Genomic DNA, 19,696 nt, shown 5'->3' with positions numbered 1-19,696 from the left:
AACCCATATAGTTGGATTTCTAACGCTATGATGCGAACTCATTACTGCGGTTCTTTAACCGAAGCTCAAATTGACCAAACCGTTACCTTATGCGGTTGGGTTCACCGTCGCCGTGACCACGGTGGTGTAATCTTCCTTGACATGCGTGACCGTGATGGTCTTGTTCAAGTGGTTATTGACCCAGATACTCCTGAAGCATTCGCAACTGCGGACAAAGCACGTTCAGAATTCGTATTAAAAATTACAGGCCGTGTACGTCGTCGTTACGCAGGTACTGAAAACGCGAATATGACTAGCGGTCAAATCGAAGTTCTTGGTAAAGAAATCGAAGTGCTTGCTGGTTCAGAAACTCCGCCATTCCCATTGAATGACGACAACACAAATATTTCTGAAGAAGTACGTTTGAAATATCGTTTCTTAGATATCCGTCGTCCAGAAATGTTAGATCGTCTTCGTTTCCGTTCTAAATTGACTAACCTAATTCGTAACTATTTCGAAGAAAATGGTTTCCTAGACGTTGAAACACCTATTTTGACTCGTGCGACTCCTGAAGGTGCGCGTGACTATTTAGTACCAAGTCGTGTTTCTAATGGTAGCTTCTACGCACTTCCACAATCTCCACAATTGTTCAAACAGTTGTTAATGGTTGGCGGTATCGATCGTTACTACCAAATTGCTAAATGTTTCCGTGATGAAGACTTACGTGCTGACCGTCAGCCTGAATTCACACAAATCGACGTTGAAACATCGTTCATGAGTGACGATGACATCATGGATTTAATGGAACGTTTAACCGTTAAGATGTTCAAAGAACTTCTAAACGTTGAATTCGACAAATTCCCTCGCATGACTTATGCAGATGCAATGCGTGACTATGCATCTGATAAACCAGATATGCGTATTCCTTTGAAACTTGTTGACGTTGCAGACATGATGCAAGACGTTGAGTTCAAAGTATTCGCAGGCCCTGCTAAAGACCCTAAAGGCCGTATTGTTGCGCTTCGCGTACCAGGAGCTGGCGCGCTTCCACGTAGCCAAATCGACGAATATACTAAATTCGTTGGCATTTATGGCGCGAAAGGTTTGGCTTACATCAAAGTCAACGAGCTTGAAAAAGGTATTGAAGGTCTTCAATCTCCAATCGTTAAATTCATCGAGCCTATCGTACTTGATCTATTGAAACGCGTTGGTGCTGAAAATGGCGACATCGTATTCTTTGGTGCAGACAAAGCGAAAATCGTAAATGATGCGATGGGTGCTTTACGTATTAAAGTCGGTCACGACATGAAACTTGCAACTTGCGAGTGGGCGCCACTTTGGGTTGTTGACTTCCCAATGTTCGAAGAAACTGATGACGGTAAATGGACGTCTGTTCACCACCCATTCACGCTGCCAAAATCAAGCGTTGAAGAAGTGAAGAACAACCCAGGTGCTGCACTTTCTGTTGCTTACGATATGGTATTGAACGGTACTGAAATCGGTGGTGGTTCATTACGTATCTTCAACCTAGAAATGCAAAAAGCGATCTTTGAAGCGCTTGGTATTTCTGAAGAAGAAGCAGAAGAGAAATTCAGCTTCTTGCTTAACGCCTTGAAATTCGGTGCACCTCCTCATGGTGGTTTGGCATTCGGTCTTGACCGTTTAGTGATGTTGATGACTGGTGCATCTTCTATCCGTGACGTGATTGCATTCCCGAAAACTAAGACTGCGGAATGTCCACTGACTCAAGCGCCTGCGCCAGTTGAAGCAACCCAATTGCGTGACTTAGGTATTCGCTTACGTGAAAAACCAAAAGCTGAAGAATCTAAATAATCTTACATTTTAAGATTTAGATTTTAAGGTTCAAAAAACCCTGCGCTATGCAGGGTTTTTTTATTTCAACCTACAAAAGGTGGTCGAAAACCTACAAAACATAAATTAAAGATTTGATTGACTTTGCTAATATCAAAACGCTTCAAGTACGTTATGATGATGCACCACTTCGTTTGAGCAATGGACACCTCAATTTTCCACTTCCAATTATTTTGTTTTTAGATTCAGATCTTTTTGTACTTTTCACTGAATAAGTCCGGTCTCTTGGCAAAATTTATTTTATTCCATGCTGTCAATTTTGAGACCTTGTGATCCATGTACTTTATATTCAAAATCATCGCGCTATTGCCACTTTGGCTGTTACAAAACTTGGCTTTGATGATCGCGTTTATTCTTAACCTGTTTAACTCATCAATCAAACGTATCACTAGCATCAATATTCAACTGGCCTACCCAGACTTGTCCGAGACAGCGCAGAGACAGCTCGTCAGCCAAAGTATCCGCAGCCAATGCTTGACCTATATTGAATTTATTAAATGTTGGGGGATGCCACCAAGTTATAGCCTGAGCTTACTGAAAAAAATTTATGGTGAAAATATCCTTACGGAAGCGCTTGCGAATAAAAAAGGTGTCATTGTTGTGGTTCCGCATTTTGGCTGTTGGGAACTACTCAATGCATGGCTGAACTTGTATACAGAACCGATGATTATGTATAAACCGAATAAAAATAAAGGGATCAATCGGTATCTGTTAGAAGCACGAGAGAAGTTCAATGCAACCTTAGTCCCGACAGATGAAACTGGGATCCGTGCCATATTTAAACATTTGAAACAAGGCGGCTTAACAGTGATTTTACCTGATCATTTACCGAAGCCTTCAGGCGGTATTTATTCCAATTTTTTTGGGCAAAATACTTTATCGATCACACTTGTTTCAAAACTTGCTGCAAAAACCCAATGTAATGTCATTGGCTTAAGTTGTATCCGACAACCTAACCTACAGTACTTTGATGTGCATTGCCAAACCTTAGCAGACGAGATTTTATCTAAAGACTTACAATGTTCTGTCGACACGCTCAACATTGCCATGCAAGACATCATTGACCAAGCACCAGAACAGTATATCTGGTCTTATAAACGCTTTCGGGTCTGCTTTGGCAATATCAATATGTACCGCAAATAAAGGTGATCTAAGAACATCTCAACCTTTAGAGTTGTGTTCCGCAGGCTTGAATTAATCTTATTCAATTGAGATCGATTATCGACAGTGGCATAATAGCCTCAATTTCCACTTTAAGTGATTCTCCTATGGCTATGCGTCCTGAAGTCCGTCGTCGTGCAATCGTGTTGATTGTTTTTTCTGTCGTACAATGGTTGTTCATGCGCTACATTTTAGCCAATGAATTATTCAACTTAACCACCTATAACCGAATCGTTTTATTCTGTGTCAGCAGCCTTGCAGGTGCATTATTAATCTTTGTCGGTTTGATTTATATGGTGTTGAAAGGTAATGCGGAAAAGGACTCTTAAAACACTCTAAAGTCTCTTTTATAAAATTAAATAGTTTAGAAATTTTATAAACTGTTAACTAAAAATTTGACCTACTTTATATTTACATGAAATTTTATTTAGAAATAAAGTAGGATATAATTTTATAAAAACAGAATAAATTATTCGTATTCAATTATTTATACTTACTTAAGAATATTTTCATAATTTTCTTTTTATATTTATTTATATATCTTTTTTTCTTACGTATTGTTAATTGTATTTGCTGTCTTTCTTTTTGCAAGTGACTATCTTTATCTACATCTAATATAGGAGGATGTTCAAAAAGATAAGATGCATAAAAATTTACTTGAGGGTATTCAACAATTAAGTCTGCCCATTGATCAGAGAGGTTCGGTGATTCATGATATTTAACTAAAACTTCTGCCATTGCTCTATCTATAACATAAGCATATGCGGATGCCATATTTTCAATAAAAAAAGGATGAATCTTCAATATATTGCGCCCAAATATTTTTTGCTCAATAAATCTACCATAGACATTTTTAGAACAACTGAGCTGAATACCACCTAAACTAAGAAAAAATGTAGATTTTAAGCTCAATTTTTTTATATGTGAATAAAACTCATCAAAATCAATCTCACTTAATAGTGAAATTGCATCATCTTCAAATACAAATGCCAATTTAGCATCTGTATCTAAAAAGTCTTGATAAGCTTTTAAATGAGAAAGTGTACAACCTAATTCACCTGGCGTTAAAGGTCTGGTTTTTCCTAATACCCCCAAATGAAAATACTCATCAACTGTTAATTTTTTACCAGCAACGCCAATTTTATTAAATGAACTTGAATTTCTAAATATTCTTTGCTGAAAAAAGCCCACTAGTCGTTCACTATTTTCTTTCTCAATAGAAATCACATATTTTTTCATGAACTGTTTCAAAATAAATGCTAAATTTATAGCTAAATCATATCATTTGTCTGTTTAATTATTCAATTGTTCGAGAATCTTAATTAAAAATAGAGTTATATATGCGGTTTATTGTAAAAAAATGGTTTTCATTTCTACAAAAAAAAAGAGAGTTAAAATTTAACTCTAGATGGTATCTCCGCTTTGGCAAACTACACCAGCCTTTTAAACCACAGCAAATTCCATCCTTACATGAAATTCATGCACCAGAAGGGCACGTTTATGCCGATCCATTTATCGTAGAAGAAAATGGACGTACATATATTTTTATTGAAGAAATTTCACCTGAGCATCCTGTTGGTTATTTATCTGTCATGGAAGTTTTTCAGGATGGTCAATACAGTCCACCTATTCCAATTATTCAATGTTCTTATCATCTCTCTTATCCCTGTGTATTCAAACACGAAGATACGTGGTATATGATTCCTGAAAGTGCAGCCAATAAAAGTATCGAGTTATGGAAATGTACAAATTTTCCATTTTCATGGGAATTTGATCGCATATTAGTAAATGATGTAAACGCTGCGGATACTACCCCTTATTATCAAAATGGAATGTGGTATCTATTTACTGCAATCAAAAATAAATATTCAAAAAAGTATGGCAATGAACTCCATATTTTTTATAGTGACCATCTACTGAGCAGCGATTGGAAATCACATCCCCAAAACCCTGTTAAAAAAGGAATTGTGCAATATCGCCCAGGGGGTCACTTGACCACAATTAATGATAAGTTAGTCCGTCCATCACAGGATTCTCTCAAGCGCTATGGTGGGAGTTTAGACCTCAACGAGATTACCAAACTTTCCCCAGAGCACTATGAAGAAAAATTTTGGATAAAATTAGATAGTGAATGGCATCCAAATGATAATGGCTGTCATACCTTTAATATTTTTAACCAGCATATGGTGATAGACGCAATTCGTGAAACGCCTAAAGATTTGTAACTTAGTTTCGATACAGATTTTCAGTTTGTGCCAACATTGACTCAAATTTTAGGTTCTGTTCTGCTTTTATAAATGCTTTCTCAAATAGAGGAAGCATTTGTGCTTTTGGTTTTAACGCGATAGAAATTAAACTCGCCATCTGTTCAACAGAGTCCGGTTCACATATAAACTGCTCATCAATAAAGTCGGCAACCATTCCCACATTAGAAGATAACACCGGTGTATGACTCAATAATGCTTCGGCCAGTGTAATCGGCCCCCCTTCTTTCAAAGAAGAAATCACTAAACAGTCTGCTTGCGTTAATAGCTTTGGAATGTCTGAACGAAAACCCAGTAATTTCACGCGGTCATTTAAATTAAGCTGAGCAATTTGAGTTTTTAAAACTTGATATTGAGTTCCGTCCCCCACTATCCATAGTTCGCTATTGATGTTTCTCCATGCTTCAATCAGGATATGAAACCCTTTGACCTTTTCTAAACGTCCAATCGCTAAAGCAATAATAGGCTTATTTTTCTTTATAACTATATCTTTGACTGGGCTAAGGAGTTGATTCCCGCCATTCCAAATCACTTGAACCGACTGTGAAGCAGGAAACTCCTCTTTAATTTTTCCACTTACAGCAATGATCTGATCAAAGGCCATAAAAGGTTTTAAATTGCTCTTCATACCATGCACGGTCACAACTTTTTTACATGAAAATTGCTTCAGCCAAGGGGCTAAAATGCTTGCTGCTTTACTTGCCTGCACATGCAAAATATCGGGTTGCAGCTGTTTTATTTTTTTAACTAACTCATAAATAAGAAATGGATTCCATCGGCTTCTTGAAAAATCAACAGCGTGCAATGTGATATTCGAACTGAGCTTTTGCTGATAAGATTGATCTGCAATTAAATGAACTTCATGATGTTGTGCTAATCCATGACATAAATCCAGGGTATGTTTTTCAAGCCCCCCCATACCACCACTTGTTGCCATAACTTGTACAATTTTCATGGTTACCCCGACTACATAGTTTTTCGTATTAACTGTTTAAGACGCTCTGCACGACGACGAATTTTCTTATGCATCAATACTCTAGACCAGTAAGATAATGGAATAATTTCTTTGCTCTTGAATGTGGATTTCACATCAATACACTTTAATCGAATGCCTTCATGATGGTGTTGGACAACTAAATTACCCGAATTTAAGTCAAACAGAGGAATATTATATTGAATCAGCCAATCGGTTAATTGATCTATCGATTGAGATACGCCATCTATATTTAAAGGCATTTTATGCTTTAAATAATGATGTAGGCTCAAAGAAATTTCCCCGTGTTCATCTCGAATTAATTCACAACTTAAAATCAGTTGATCTTCAATAACCTCCAGTTTTAAACACGCTGCAATAAATCTATTTAATTCTTTCTGATCAATGCGAGCTTGTAAACGTTGATAAGCGCACCATTCAATATAATTTTCATTAAACCGATAAAACTGAGTACTTAAAAAACGCTGTAGCTTTTGACGCCAATTTTTAATTTGACGGCGTTCTTTAGGCAAATCTATTTTCAAACATATCTTGGGGTCAGATGGAGAAACGACACAATAACGATTTGCACCTTCGCCCAGATAATGTGCAGATTCCAACTCAGCAATTGAAAACATGTGCCTTCCATTCATAGTCTTCAGTATAAGGCTGCTTAAAAATTGTCTCTAACATAAACTTTGTTACGCGTTTAGAGTTATAACTAGAATGTGTCCGGCTCCAACCTGCTTTTGCAACTTCTTGAGCTTCTGCCGGATGATGTGCAAAATAATTGATTTGATCTGCCAATTCATCAACATGACTAAAGTAGACCACTTCTTTATCCGAAAATAAAGTTTCAAATCCTGGAATACGAGGTGTAAAGGTCAACAGACCATTACCTGTAAGTTGCGTGATACGGTCTGAAGTATATAAGTCTAATGAATTAGCCCGTGAATAATTTAATCCCATACGAGACTGACTGAGGACTTTAAAATAGCCCGCCCCAAAAACCTTTGGATCTTGGTCAAATCCACAATAACGCGCCGGAATATGTTTAATTTTCGCTTGCAAACTACGGATAAACTTGGTTCGCTCTTGATCAGATGATGAACCGCAGAATACCAGTTCATTTTCAAATTCATTTTTTTCAAAATTTTTTAGGCTATCGATAGTATCTAGACTCATATTTGGCATATAAGCCACCGTATTTCCATGACCCAACGTTTTGAGGAGTTCACCACTTGTTGTCACAAAAATAGTATCTAAATATGGCGACCATTCTTTAATAAAATTCGCTTTCTTATCCACACAAATCCAGTCTACATACCAAAATGCAATTTTAGTTTGTGGATAAACTGATTTGATTGTTTTTAATGTTTCACTGCTTAATAAAGAAGAATGTCCAATTAAAATTAAATCCGGCTCAAAGTTTTCAACAATTTTTATAACTTCTTCATTCGCCCACTTTTTGCCAACTTTTTTCGTTCTCCATACTGTTCCATAGTACGCCATATCATGAAAAGAGAAATCATAAACATGATGACCATTTAAAACCAAACCTGCCGAGATTTTTCGATCAGTATTGTAGAATTCTGCACCTGACTTTTTAAACGCAAAGTTATTAATATGTAATATTTTCATAAATTAACTCAGTAATGATCTACCTGCATCGAACAACAGATTTCTAAAACTTATCAGCAATAAAAAAACCTAGACTATCTTACAAAAAAAACTTTCAAACTTTAATAAAAATTTATGTGTATTTTTCCTGCAGCCTAAACAGTAAAATTTTAATTTTATTGATTTTTATATTTAATTATGAATCATCTCATTTCACTCTCATCTAACTCTTGATAAGAAACATACGCATCCCAATCAAAAACGGTGACATTTTGATTGTCTTCGATATTCGCCAACGATTTTTTAGGATCTAATAATGGTGTTTTCACCCCCAATAAATCTGCATAAATATGCATATAATCATAGGCACTCACAGTCTTGTTATAGTGGTTTTTTGCCTGTGCATCGCTACGTAATACAAAAAACGGAACTTGATAATTATCTTTATAATCATTATCTACATGATATGAATCTTCATCTACGGTCATACCATGATCAGAAAAATAGGTCACACTGAAACTACGCTGATCAGCCTTCAAAGTGGTATATATCTGTTCTATAAAGTGATCCAACTTATTGATCGAAGATAAATAACAATTAATCGTTTCAGGTTTATTCGCATACATACGTGGTGCATTAAACAGACGTTCACAAGCATCCGGATGTGAGCCCATCATATGAATAAAAATTACATTTTTTTGATTGGCATATTTTTTTAACTGGGCCTGTAATATTTCGACCATTTTGTCGTCATCAATATTACTCGACATATAGTTACCACTTTTCAGGAAGAACTGATGATCGGCATGAATGGCAATTTTAGAAATCGCCGTATCATTTTTCCCCATAAATCCCTGATTTGAAATCCAAATGGTGTTATAGCCCGCTTGTTTTGCTAGCGTCACAACATTTTTTGCAATCTGCGGTTCACGATTTTGATCAACCAGAGTCAGCGTTCGAGTCAGACTAGTTACTGTATTCGGTGCAGTTGCGATGTAATGATCTACAACATCCAGTGGCATCTCATTTAAAAAAGGTGTGGTATCGTCTTTCGAACCGTAGAGTGATAAATGATCTCGCTGAACACTCTCACCAATGATAATCACTTGATTGTCATAGCTAGCATTCACCTGCTGAATTTCCCAATCGATATCTTGCAAATTATCTTCAAGGAGTTTGGCCTCTTCTTGTTTATATTTAACCGTCGCCATTGCAGTTTGAATACCAAACACACTAACGCCGTTAGCAATAAAGATAAGTGTCAAAATCAGCTTGGGATAATTTCCCTGATTAGATTGATTAAAAAATAAAATATAAAAACAAAGGCTTAAGAAAATAACAAAGGCAAAAACAATATATTTAGGATCGACTACAGATAAAAACTCAAAGGCTTCATTGGTATTACTTTGAAACATCGATGCCACGATTCCCAAAGACATATGCCCTTGTAAGAACCCTGTCCCACTTGCAATATACAGGCTAATGACAAAAAATAGCGCAAGGAAAATGTACTTAAAAATAGAACTATGTAGTTGTTTTACTGCAATGAAAAAAAACGTACTCGAAAGAACCAAAACAAAGAATAAAGGAGCATCTTTGATTTCAGATAAATAGTCCCAAAAACCTAAGCCAACGCAAAACCCAATTGAAAGCAAAAATGGAAACAAATAGGTTTTTAGCATTGACCCGACAACCTTGTAATATTATTCAAACATTTTCGAGATAGACTGAAATGTTGGTAGAAATTTTTCGTCGGGTATTATCTATACTTTAGGGACCGAGTACAATCTTTTTGGCGATACGGTCAGTTTCTTTAAATTCAGCAGTAAGATTCAAGTCAGTTAAAGTGGTCTGTAACGACACCAAGCCTTGTTTTAACATTTCATCTACCGACTTGGTAATCCGGTCTTCCTTCAAACGATCCACTTCAATCACCCCGACTTTACAACCCGCGGTGAGTGCCTCGTAAATCATTGAAACACTATCTTCAGTTACCCAAACCGCTTCAGCTTTTTGCATTTCTTCGAAAATCCAACCTTGCGGAGTGACTTCAACTGGGAAAATCTGTACTTTTTCAATATTCTTTAACTGTTTTAATTCTGCTAAAAACGCTTGTGGTGTGCGCCGTGAAGTGGTCAAAATGATTTGTGAATTTGGATTCTGCTCGACTATCTGTTCAATTGCATGAAGTACTTTAGCTGCATTCCACTGATGGCGTTTTGAAGAGCCACCCAAAGCGATCAAGATTCGACCATGCTGATGCCGCTCTTCATTTACAATAGGATTTAACGCACCTTGTGTGGTTAGTACTTTATTAGATGCCTGAATACCATCGTGCTGTGGAATCACCGCATAATCAAAGCATGCAAACGGCAAGCTTGGCTTCATTAAAATAATGGTTTTGGCTTTGTTATACACTTTGCCTAACAGCCATACCCTAAAATGCGTATGGCTGCCGACGCCAAAAATATAGGTTGGCTCGTGTTCTACGGCATGAAGCTGATGGCTAAATAGCGCAGAAATAAGTGTCACTATAGGCAAATCATCAATTGAAATTTCTTGAAATGTGACTGCTTCCTGAGATTTGCGCTGCATGGCCTTAAATAAACCTAGAGCCTGTGAGCGATGTCCTGCTTTACCATCACTGACATAAACAATATGCATAGTCACGTTCCAAAAAATTCAATATCTTCAAGCCAATAAAAAAGGCGAAACTTAGTTTCGCCTTTTCATCTTAACCGATCAGCTTATTTTACGTAAGTTAACCAGTGCGCATATTTAGGGTCTTTACCCTGAACCGCATTAAAGAATGCAGTTTGGATTTGCTCAGTGATTGGACCACGACAACCTTCACCAATTTGACGGTCATCATATTCACGGATTGGCGTCACTTCAGCAGCCGTACCTGTGAAGAATGCTTCATCTGCGATATAGAATTCGTCACGTGTAATACGACGTTCAACCACTTCAAAACCAAGGTCTTTCGCAATCGTAATAATGGTTTGACGGGTAATACCATCAAGTGCACCACCCGCGATGTCAGGAGTATGAATCACGCCATCACGAACTAAGAATACATTTTCGCCTGAACCTTGACATACATAACCTTGTGGGTCGAGTAACATTGCTTCGTCATAGCCAGCATGTGCCACTTCTTGGTGTGCAAGAATTGACAAAGTATAGTTACCAGATGCTTTTGCTTTACACATGGTCACGTTTGGATGATGGTGCGTAAATGAAGACGTTTTAACACGAATACCCTTCGCCATCGCTTCATCACCAAGGTAAGCACCCCAGCTCCATGCAGCAACAACGGCATGAATTGTATTGTCAGTTGCTGCAATACCTAATTTTTCTGAACCAATAAAAATAATTGGGCGTAAATAGCAAGAAGCCAATTTATTTTCACGAACCACATCAATTTGAGCTTGTTCTAATGCTGCATGATCAAATGGGACTTTCATTTGATAAATTTTTGCAGAATTTAATAAACGCTTAGTGTGTTCTTTTAAACGGAAAATAGCCGTTCCATTCGGAGTTTCATAAGCACGGACGCCTTCAAACACACCCATGCTGTAATGCAATGTATGTGTTAATACGTGAGTTTTCGCCTCACGCCAGTCAACCAATTGTCCATCTTGCCAAATAAAACCATCACGATCAGCCAAGTTCATGGCACACACTCCAAATTTTTATACACAGTCATTTTTATCCAATGCAAACTTTGCAGTTGGATCAATTAATCTTTGCCATAGCTTGCAAACGACCACTCGGGTATCGTGCCAATCGTCAGCTGAAACTTGCATGGATTGATTCGCAAGTGCTAAACGGTGGCTCTCGGCTCGTTCACGGAGATAAGCTTGAATCAATGCTGTCGCATCGGCGCTGGATAAGCAATCCGTTCTTGCGGCATCCTCAAGGATTCGTACGTTGTCAGAGTAATGGGCGAGATCGGGATTCGACCCACTCCATGCTAATACTGCATACTGTGCCATAAATTCGATGTCAACGATACCACCTGCATCTTGTTTTAAATGAAAAATTCCATCTTTTTGCTGCTCTTTAGAAGAACCTAGATGGTCTTTCATTTTTTGGCGCATTTTTAGCACTTCTGCACGAACATTGTTCTCATCTCGTGGCTGAGTCAAAATATTGCAGCGCAAGTTTTCAATTTCAATCCGTAAACTGTGCTCACCTGCAATCGTTCTGGCACGTACTAAAGCTTGATGCTCCCAGACCCAAGCATTTTTATGTTGATATTGCTCAAAGGCTTTTAAGCTGGTCACCAATAAACCCGCCTCTCCCGAAGGTCGTAAACGTGTATCCACCTCATACACTCGACCATCTAGGGTTTGCGTGGTCATTAAGGACATAAATTTTTGTGCCACCCGCATGGCAAATTCAAAGCCACTAATTGGTTTCTGTCCATCGGTATCCGCTTGTTCGTCCATATAGTGAATAAACACCAAATCCAAGTCCGAACCATAACCCAGCTCGATGCCACCCACCTTGCCATAGCCAATTACCGCGAAAGCCGTGTGATCAATCGAACAACGCTGCCCTTCTGCATCGATTGGATAGCCATGTTTTTTGGCAACAATTTGATATGCCAAATGCAAGGTTGCATTCACCGACACTTCAGCAATATCGGTCAATGCATCCGACACTTTCATCAACGGACTTTCTGCCAAAACATCACTAGCAGCTACTGCTAAGACATTGGATTTTTTAAATAATCGAAGAACACGCATTTGGTCTTCGACTTGATCAATTTCAATTCGAAGCAGTTGTTGACGTAGAGAGTCTTCTAAATCTTTACGCTTTGGCAGCTCAAAATCCATCGATAAAAACTCATCCAACAGCACGGGATAATGCGTCAATTCTTCGCAGATCCACGGACTCACTGTTGCCATTTTCACTAATCGTTGTAATGCCCCTTTGCTCTCAATCAGCATCACCAAATAGACCGTACGGCGCAGCACCGACTCCACCAAAGGCATGAGACGTAGTAAGGCCACCTGAGGTTTATCTGACTGTAATATCGCCTCAATGAGATGTGGCCAAAAGGTTTTTAAGCGCTGTACAGCTTTGGCAGGTAATTTTTTCAGCGCATGTCCATACCAAAATTCGTGAATTAAATTTTTGGCATCATCATCTAGAACATCGTTCAACTGGGCTTCTAAATGACTAAAACTTTCCAATAACGGATCGGGTTCTTTTTCTTTGATAAGATGTTCAAATTGGTAAATGACTTTGGCACGTTTCTGATTGAGCACATGCAAAAAGTCATCCCAAGATGCAAAACCTAAAGTATCTAAAATACGTTGGCGGGGTTCAGGCTCATGTGGCAACGATTGGGTTTGCTGATCATTGAGCGCTTGAATCGCATGTTCAATGCGACGTAAAAATAAATATGCATCTTCTAGATCAGCAACTGCGGTTTTTTCTAATAATCCAACTTCACCTAAATGATGCAGACTCACTAAACATTGACGGTCTTGCAACTCGAGTTTTGAACCGCCATAGATGAGCTGAAAGACTTGAACAATAAACTCAACTTCACGAATTCCGCCTGCACCGAGTTTAATATCATCTTCGATATTACGACGTAGCACTTCACGTTCGATCATGGCTTTCATGTCACGCATAGCTTCGAAAGCGGTGTAATCGACATATTTGCGGAAGACGAAAGGTCGGGTCATTTCCAATAACTCGGCGCCTTCTTTACCGCCCGTGACGATACGTGCCTTAATCCAGGCATAGCGTTCCCATTCGCGTCCATGCTGGCTTAAATATTTTTCTAATGCCGCATGACTGATTGCCAAGGCAGAACCATCACCCCATGGGCGAAGGCGCATATCTACACGGAAGACAAAACCATCTGCGGTAATATGGTCAAGCAGGTAAATTAATTTTTGTCCCCACAAAATACAGAACTGCTGTACATCGATACATTTTCGACCATTGGTTTCGCCCTGTTCATCAAAGGCAAAAATAAGATCAATATCACTTGAAAGATTAAGTTCCTGTGCACCAAGTTTTCCCATGGCAACCACAATTAGGTCTTGAACTTTCCCCTTATAGCCTAGCGGTTCGCCATATTTCGCAATCAACGGATTCAGCGCAAAATCTTTTGCCGCACAGATGGACGCATCGGCAAAGTCTGAAAGCTCTCGAGTTAAGGTGACGACATCGGTGAGTTGATTGGCATCTTGCCAAATCCAACGAAACATCAGACGTGCGCGCAGCACACGAATTGCACGCATCCAACTATTTTCATCTTGGATATCGGCAAGGCTGCTTGCGACAAAATGTTGAATTTGTGCTGTACTGAGCGAGGTTTGAAACTGATCAATTGCATAGTCTTGTTCTAAACTGGCCTGATGGATTCCGAGCACCTGTTCAGCATATTGACTGGCACGTAATGTTTTCTGCAATTGCTCCGCATTCATTTCACAAACCCTAGCGTGATTTTTTTCTAGTTATAACAGTTGATAACGCTTAGGGAAAAGTATTTTTAGGCTTTTATACCAATAGATGCGTATTAAAGTTCACTTAAGGTCCCATCTTTATAAGGTCGCATCTTTCTGTGCACTGCTACTCTCGGTATTTAGGGTTTGATGCAGGCTCGTCGCCTGTGGCAACCAGACTTTAAATTGTGTGCCTTCACCTTCTTTCGAATTCACCACAATTTCACCCTGATTTAAGTCCACAAAACGTTTACAAAGGACTAAACCCAACCCCGTACCACGTTCTCCTGCCGTACCTTTAATACTAACCGTCAGTTTTTGCTGAAATAAATCATCGATCTGAGCTTGGGTCATCCCCAATCCAGTATCTTGAATAGTGAATACAACCCGTTCTCCATCTCGATCGGCTGAAATCGTCACCACACCTCTACCATCGGTATGGGTAAATTTCAATGCGTTTGACACCAAGTTTTGCATCACTGATGTGATCATATTGATATCTGCATTGACTTTAATACCTTCAGGCACGGCATTGATCAGTCGAATATTTTTCTTCACAGCCAAGCTATTTAAGACATCACTGACGATTTTTGCAGACTGATGTAAATCAAAATTAATCGGGTGATAAACAAAGCGACCACCTTCTGCCATGGCCCAGTTCAACAGGCTTTCTAAGAGGTTATACGTCGATTGTGTGGTGTCATATAAATAGTCTGCAATATTTTGCACACTCGAATCATCTAAGGTATGACGCTCCTGTGCCAAAACTTCAGAAAATCCAAGTAGACCATGAAAAGGTGCTCTTAAATCATGCGCAATAATTTGGAAAAATTTAGTCTTACTAAAATTCAGTGCCGACTGCTGTTCATAGGCTTCTTTTAATTCGGCATTTTCAACACGAAGTTGAATAATATTGACTAGACTTTGTACAAATTCTTCAACGATCTTTAATTGTTTGGCTTCAAATGCAGTGACTTGATCATCGAATAAAATAACTTTACCGATAGATTCTTGATCATATTTTAAATCGAAAGCGACTAAACGCTGATGCCCTAATCCAAGTTCTTGCATATAGTCGGAATAAGCTTGGTAATTTTCAGCGTCTCGGTCTATACGAGAATGTTCAGCAAAAAACTGATCTAGACGATCATCATCAGCTTCGGCCATAAAGGCCTTAAATATGTGCTCTGACGCATACCATATATAAGGTTCATTTTTAAATGCGAGGACAGCATTATCGACTTGCACAATACCACGCGCGAACTTTAAAAATTCTGCAATGCGGTTGTCGTCCGTATAAACCCCCATCAATAAAGACAAACGACAGGCAGTTAATAATTCGGTTTGTGTACCAATATCCAGTAAACGTAAAGCCATCCCGTTGCTCTCCTCAGGGTTTATCTTAAAGATAAAAACCAACTGTTATGTTCAAGATTAATAGCAAAAATAGCCCAAACACTCAATAACAAAACCCAACAAAAAGACAAACATCATTTACGAATACGCTATTTAATCGAACTTTCATCCAATTAGAAAATAAAAATATCTATAAAGAACATAACATTAAAGGTAAAACAAAAATTAAAACAATAAAATTAGAAACTTAAATTAATTTAAATTTTATTGACTGTTTATTTTAAATCGTACTTTTCGCGTTTTATTCAAACTAAAAACATGACCAAAAGAAATATTCATTTACATAAGACCTAAAAAACTGGGTTTAATTTTCTTTAAATACATCACAAAAAATAGTGAGTTTTATGACTATTCTATGACCAGATTGCTCATCAGGATGCTCGTTTCAGTCAGCTACACTAAATGAATCTATTTTTAAGTTTTTCTATTAGACTAATTTATTAGTTTTTATCAGTTGTGTGTGTCATTTGAGCATTAAACCATACTTGCTCGCTTTTACTTTATTAAACTGAGCTAAAGATTCGTTTCATGCTTCTAATGCACATGAACTCATTCACCCAAATGACTGAAGCTGAAAAAGTGCCATGCCTTATTCATCAGATATATAAGTTATCGCATAAACATTCCGCGACCATTCAAAGTCAAACGGGGCATCAAACTCACGTCGTTCTTTAATAAAGTCCCCAATCCTGACTAATTTTCGAACTTTCGCACCAAATCTACACCCAAAAGTTAAGGCATTCGGTTTGACCTATCAAACGCTTTGCTTTACAACTAAAACTCGAACGAGCCATAAAGAACAGATCAGCCCCCAAAAAATGATATAAATTTAATCGTTCAATAGCTTTAAGCTATGAATAACAAGCTTTCAATATTTCCCTTCTCGGTTTTGCGCTAAAATTGGGCGTCAAACTGCACTTCTTTTGTATCATTTTTCTACGAAATGACCACATCACAGGATCTTGCGTTGACTGAAAAGCAATGAACCCCGATACTTTCATAGTTTTATTTAAGCAAATCGGTTCATAGAGGCGAGCCACAAGCTCGGACCTCAAAGACACAATCTAAAGCAAGGGGCTATATATGGCTGGTGGAAAGTCAACTATCATCTACACACTGACCGACGAGGCGCCATTATTGGCGACTTACTCTCTGCTGCCGATCATTGAAACCTTTACTAAACCTGCTGGCGTTGAAATCGTTAAACGCGATATCTCAGTTGCAGCACGTGTACTCGCTGAATTTTCAGACTATCTAAGCGAAGAACAAAAGGTGCCAAATAACTTGGCAGAGCTTGGACAATTAACCCAAGATCCAAGCACAAACATTATCAAACTTCCGAACATCAGTGCTTCAGTTGGCCAATTAACTGCTTGCATTAAAGAATTACAGTCTAAAGGTTTTGCAATTCCGAACTACCCAGAAAACCCAGCGACTGAGGAAGAAAAAGAAATCAAGGCACGTTATAGCAAATGCCTAGGTTCTGCTGTAAATCCTGTACTTCGTGAAGGTAACTCTGACCGTCGTGCGCCTACTGCAGTAAAAAATTACGCGAAGAAACATCCGCACTCTATGAGCGAATGGAAGCAGTGGTCACAAACTCACGTTTCTCACATGGATGAAGGTGACTTCTACCACGGCGAAAAGTCTATGACTTTAGACCGCGCTCGCAATGTAAAAATGGAATTGATCACTAAGTCTGGTGAAACTGTTGTTCTTAAGCCAAAAGTTGCGCTTCAAGACGGCGAAATCATCGACTCAATGTTCATGAGCAAAAAAGCACTTTGCGACTTCTATGAAAAAGAATTAGATGATTGTAAAGAAGCAGGCATTTTATTCTCTCTACACGTAAAAGCGACCATGATGAAGGTGTCTCACCCAATCGTTTTCGGTCACTGTGTGAAGATTTACTACAAAGATGCATTCGAAAAACACGGCAAATTGTTTGATGAGTTAGGTATTAACATCAACAACGGTATGTCTGGTCTTTACGAAAAAATTGAAACTCTTCCGACTTCTCTTCGTGAAGAAATCATTGCTGACTTACATGCTTGCCAAGAACACCGTCCTGCTCTTGCAATGGTTGATTCTGCAAAAGGCATCACTAACTTCCACTCACCTAACGACGTAATTGTAGATGCATCTATGCCTGCAATGATCCGTGGTGGCGGTAAAATGTGGGGTGCTGACGGCAAACAGTACGACTGTAAAGCTGTAATGCCTGAATCTACTTTCGCGCGTATCTACCAAGAAATGATCAATTTCTGTAAATGGAATGGTAACTTTGACCCACGTACTATGGGTACAGTTCCTAACGTTGGTTTGATGGCGCAAAAAGCTGAAGAATACGGCTCACACGACAAAACTTTCGAAATCGCTGAAGCGGGTGTTGCAAACATCACTGACCTAGAAACTGGTGAAGTGTTGATGTCACAAAACGTGGAAGAAGGCGATATCTGGCGTATGTGCCAAGTGAAAGACGCTCCAATCCGTGACTGGGTGAAACTTGCTGTGACTCGTGCACGCAACTCAGGCATGCCTGCGATCTTCTGGCTTGACCCGTACCGTCCACACGAAAACGAACTCATCAAGAAAGTTCAAACTTACTTGAAAGAGCACGACACTACTGGTTTAGACATTCAAATCATGTCTCAAGTACGTGCTATGCGTTATACACTTGAACGTGTTGCTCGCGGCCTAGATACAATTTCTGTAACTGGTAACATTCTACGTGACTACCTAACAGACTTGTTCCCGATTATGGAATTGGGTACTTCTGCGAAAATGCTTTCTATCGTGCCTCTAATGGCTGGGGGCGGCATGTACGAAACTGGTGCGGGTGGTTCTGCGCCTAAACACGTACAACAACTTGTAGAAGAAAACCACTTACGTTGGGATTCTTTAGGTGAGTTCTTGGCGCTTGCTGTTTCTCTAGAAGAAATGGGCATCAAAGAAGACAACGCGAAAGCTAAACTTCTTGCAAATACGCTTGATGCTGCGACTGGTAAATTGCTTGACAATGACAAGTCTCCATCACGTCGTACTGGCGAACTAGACAACCGTGGCAGCCACTTCTACCTTGCTAAATACTGGGCTGAAGAACTTGCTGCGCAAGACGAAGATGCAGAGCTTAAAGCGAAATTCGCTCCTCTTGCTCAAGCACTTGCTGAAAACGAAGAAAAAATCGTTGCAGAACTTGCTGAAGTTCAAGGTAAAGCCGCGGACATCGGTGGTTACTACGCTGTAGATACAGCAAAAGTAAATGCTGTAATGCGTCCAAGCGCAACTTTAAATGCTGCTCTTGAGGCAGCTCAATAAGTTGATGCAAAACTAACGCGAGTTAGTGATGTAAAAAACCAGCGCGAAAGCGCTGGTTTTTTTATCCCTGAATAAACCTTTTTTTAGGAACTGAGATTAATTTTCTCTAATTCCAAGAAATTCTTAGCTGCTTCAGGTTTTAGGAAATGCCATCAAACAAACATTGAAATGATAAAAAATGTCATAAAAAAACAAATTAAAAGGTAATTCAATTCACTAGGTAACGTTGAGATACTCTCACTATAAACAAAACTAATATAAGTAATAACAATATATGGAGCACAACCAATAGCATTAATGAAAAAATATAAAATCGTCCCGCAATACCCATACCATTTTATCTTATTCTTTGTATATTTTTTCTTCAGCTCATATTTACGACTTACTTCATCTTTTTCCAAATACTCCTGCCCCCTTTTATATAATCTAACGGCCCTATCTTTATCACAGCAAGACAAGATGTATTTAAGCAAATCTATATCTTTATTTTTAACATTAAGCCTCTTTCATAAATCAAAAAACGAACAGTCTCTTGCTGATTATTTGTACCGAAGAATTTTAAATATTCATGCATAATCTGCGGATGAAATATATCGATTCAAAGAAGCTTTCTGAAACACAGT

At 38.6% G+C, this 19,696-nt stretch carries 14 protein-coding genes; 5 read left to right on the top strand and 9 right to left on the bottom strand.

Annotated elements, in window-relative coordinates; all coding sequences use genetic code 11:
* Window positions 1-27: 27 nt before the first annotated feature.
* From aspS to FTU02_RS13270, 3 genes are all read left to right on the top strand, one after another.
* Window positions 28-1,812: an aspartate--tRNA ligase gene (gene aspS / locus FTU02_RS13280; protein WP_180157535.1), complete on the top strand. Its 1,785-nt coding sequence runs from the start codon at window positions 28-30 to the stop codon at window positions 1,810-1,812.
* 315 nt (window positions 1,813-2,127) lie between these two features.
* Window positions 2,128-2,994, top strand: coding sequence for a lysophospholipid acyltransferase family protein (locus FTU02_RS13275; RefSeq protein ID WP_180157533.1), 867 nt, complete (start codon window positions 2,128-2,130; stop codon window positions 2,992-2,994).
* A 125-nt stretch (window positions 2,995-3,119) separates the two neighbouring features.
* The gene (locus FTU02_RS13270; RefSeq protein WP_180022426.1) at window positions 3,120-3,341 is read left to right on the top strand and encodes a hypothetical protein; all 222 of its coding nucleotides are present in this window, start codon (window positions 3,120-3,122) and stop codon (window positions 3,339-3,341) included.
* A gap of 154 nt (window positions 3,342-3,495) precedes the next feature.
* Here the strand turns inward: FTU02_RS13270 and FTU02_RS13265 are convergent, their stop codons facing one another.
* Entirely contained in the window at window positions 3,496-4,251 is a 756-nt protein-coding gene (locus FTU02_RS13265; RefSeq protein WP_180024549.1) for a glycosyltransferase family 25 protein, read from the bottom strand.
* A gap of 101 nt (window positions 4,252-4,352) precedes the next feature.
* Between FTU02_RS13265 and FTU02_RS13260 the strand changes: the two genes are divergently transcribed.
* Entirely contained in the window at window positions 4,353-5,237 is an 885-nt protein-coding gene (locus tag FTU02_RS13260) for a hypothetical protein (RefSeq protein WP_180024550.1), read from the top strand.
* 1 nt (window position 5,238) lies between these two features.
* Here FTU02_RS13260 and FTU02_RS13255 read toward each other — a convergent pair whose 3' ends face one another.
* From FTU02_RS13255 to FTU02_RS13220, 8 genes are all read right to left on the bottom strand, one after another.
* Entirely contained in the window at window positions 5,239-6,231 is a 993-nt protein-coding gene (locus tag FTU02_RS13255; RefSeq protein ID WP_180157531.1) for a glycosyltransferase, read from the bottom strand.
* Between the two features lie 11 nt (window positions 6,232-6,242).
* The gene (locus FTU02_RS13250) at window positions 6,243-6,887 is read right to left on the bottom strand and encodes a YrbL family protein (protein WP_180024552.1); all 645 of its coding nucleotides are present in this window, start codon (window positions 6,885-6,887) and stop codon (window positions 6,243-6,245) included.
* Window positions 6,871-7,890, bottom strand: a complete 1,020-nt coding sequence (locus tag FTU02_RS13245) for a glycosyltransferase (RefSeq protein ID WP_180024553.1) — start codon at window positions 7,888-7,890, stop codon at window positions 6,871-6,873. The genes FTU02_RS13250 and FTU02_RS13245 overlap by 17 nt, the downstream gene beginning before the upstream one ends.
* 182 nt (window positions 7,891-8,072) lie before the next feature.
* Window positions 8,073-9,551, bottom strand: a complete 1,479-nt coding sequence (locus tag FTU02_RS13240) for a phosphoethanolamine transferase (protein WP_180157529.1) — start codon at window positions 9,549-9,551, stop codon at window positions 8,073-8,075.
* A gap of 88 nt (window positions 9,552-9,639) precedes the next feature.
* Window positions 9,640-10,533 (bottom strand): mitochondrial fission ELM1 family protein, encoded by an 894-nt coding sequence (locus FTU02_RS13235; protein ID WP_180157527.1) that lies wholly within the window; start codon window positions 10,531-10,533, stop codon window positions 9,640-9,642.
* Between the two features lie 83 nt (window positions 10,534-10,616).
* Window positions 10,617-11,543 (bottom strand): branched-chain amino acid transaminase, encoded by a 927-nt coding sequence (locus FTU02_RS13230; protein WP_078191262.1) that lies wholly within the window; start codon window positions 11,541-11,543, stop codon window positions 10,617-10,619.
* Window positions 11,544-11,561: 18 nt separating this feature from the next.
* Window positions 11,562-14,321, bottom strand: a complete 2,760-nt coding sequence (gene glnE / locus FTU02_RS13225) for a bifunctional [glutamate--ammonia ligase]-adenylyl-L-tyrosine phosphorylase/[glutamate--ammonia-ligase] adenylyltransferase (RefSeq protein ID WP_180157525.1) — start codon at window positions 14,319-14,321, stop codon at window positions 11,562-11,564.
* A gap of 117 nt (window positions 14,322-14,438) precedes the next feature.
* The gene (locus FTU02_RS13220; RefSeq protein WP_180066678.1) at window positions 14,439-15,716 is read right to left on the bottom strand and encodes a sensor histidine kinase KdpD; all 1,278 of its coding nucleotides are present in this window, start codon (window positions 15,714-15,716) and stop codon (window positions 14,439-14,441) included.
* A 1,122-nt stretch (window positions 15,717-16,838) separates the two neighbouring features.
* On the opposite strand from FTU02_RS13220, the gene FTU02_RS13215 reads away from it, so the two are divergent.
* Window positions 16,839-19,073: an NADP-dependent isocitrate dehydrogenase gene (locus FTU02_RS13215; protein WP_180157523.1), complete on the top strand. Its 2,235-nt coding sequence runs from the start codon at window positions 16,839-16,841 to the stop codon at window positions 19,071-19,073.
* Window positions 19,074-19,696 lie beyond the last annotated feature (623 nt).

The sequence above is a fragment of the Acinetobacter sp. YH12045 genome (assembly GCF_013419925.1).
In the GTDB taxonomy this organism is placed as follows: Bacteria; Pseudomonadota; Gammaproteobacteria; order Pseudomonadales; family Moraxellaceae; genus Acinetobacter; species Acinetobacter amyesii.
The sequence above is the reverse complement of the archived record's forward strand: the minus strand, read 5'-3'. Positions and strand labels throughout refer to the sequence as shown.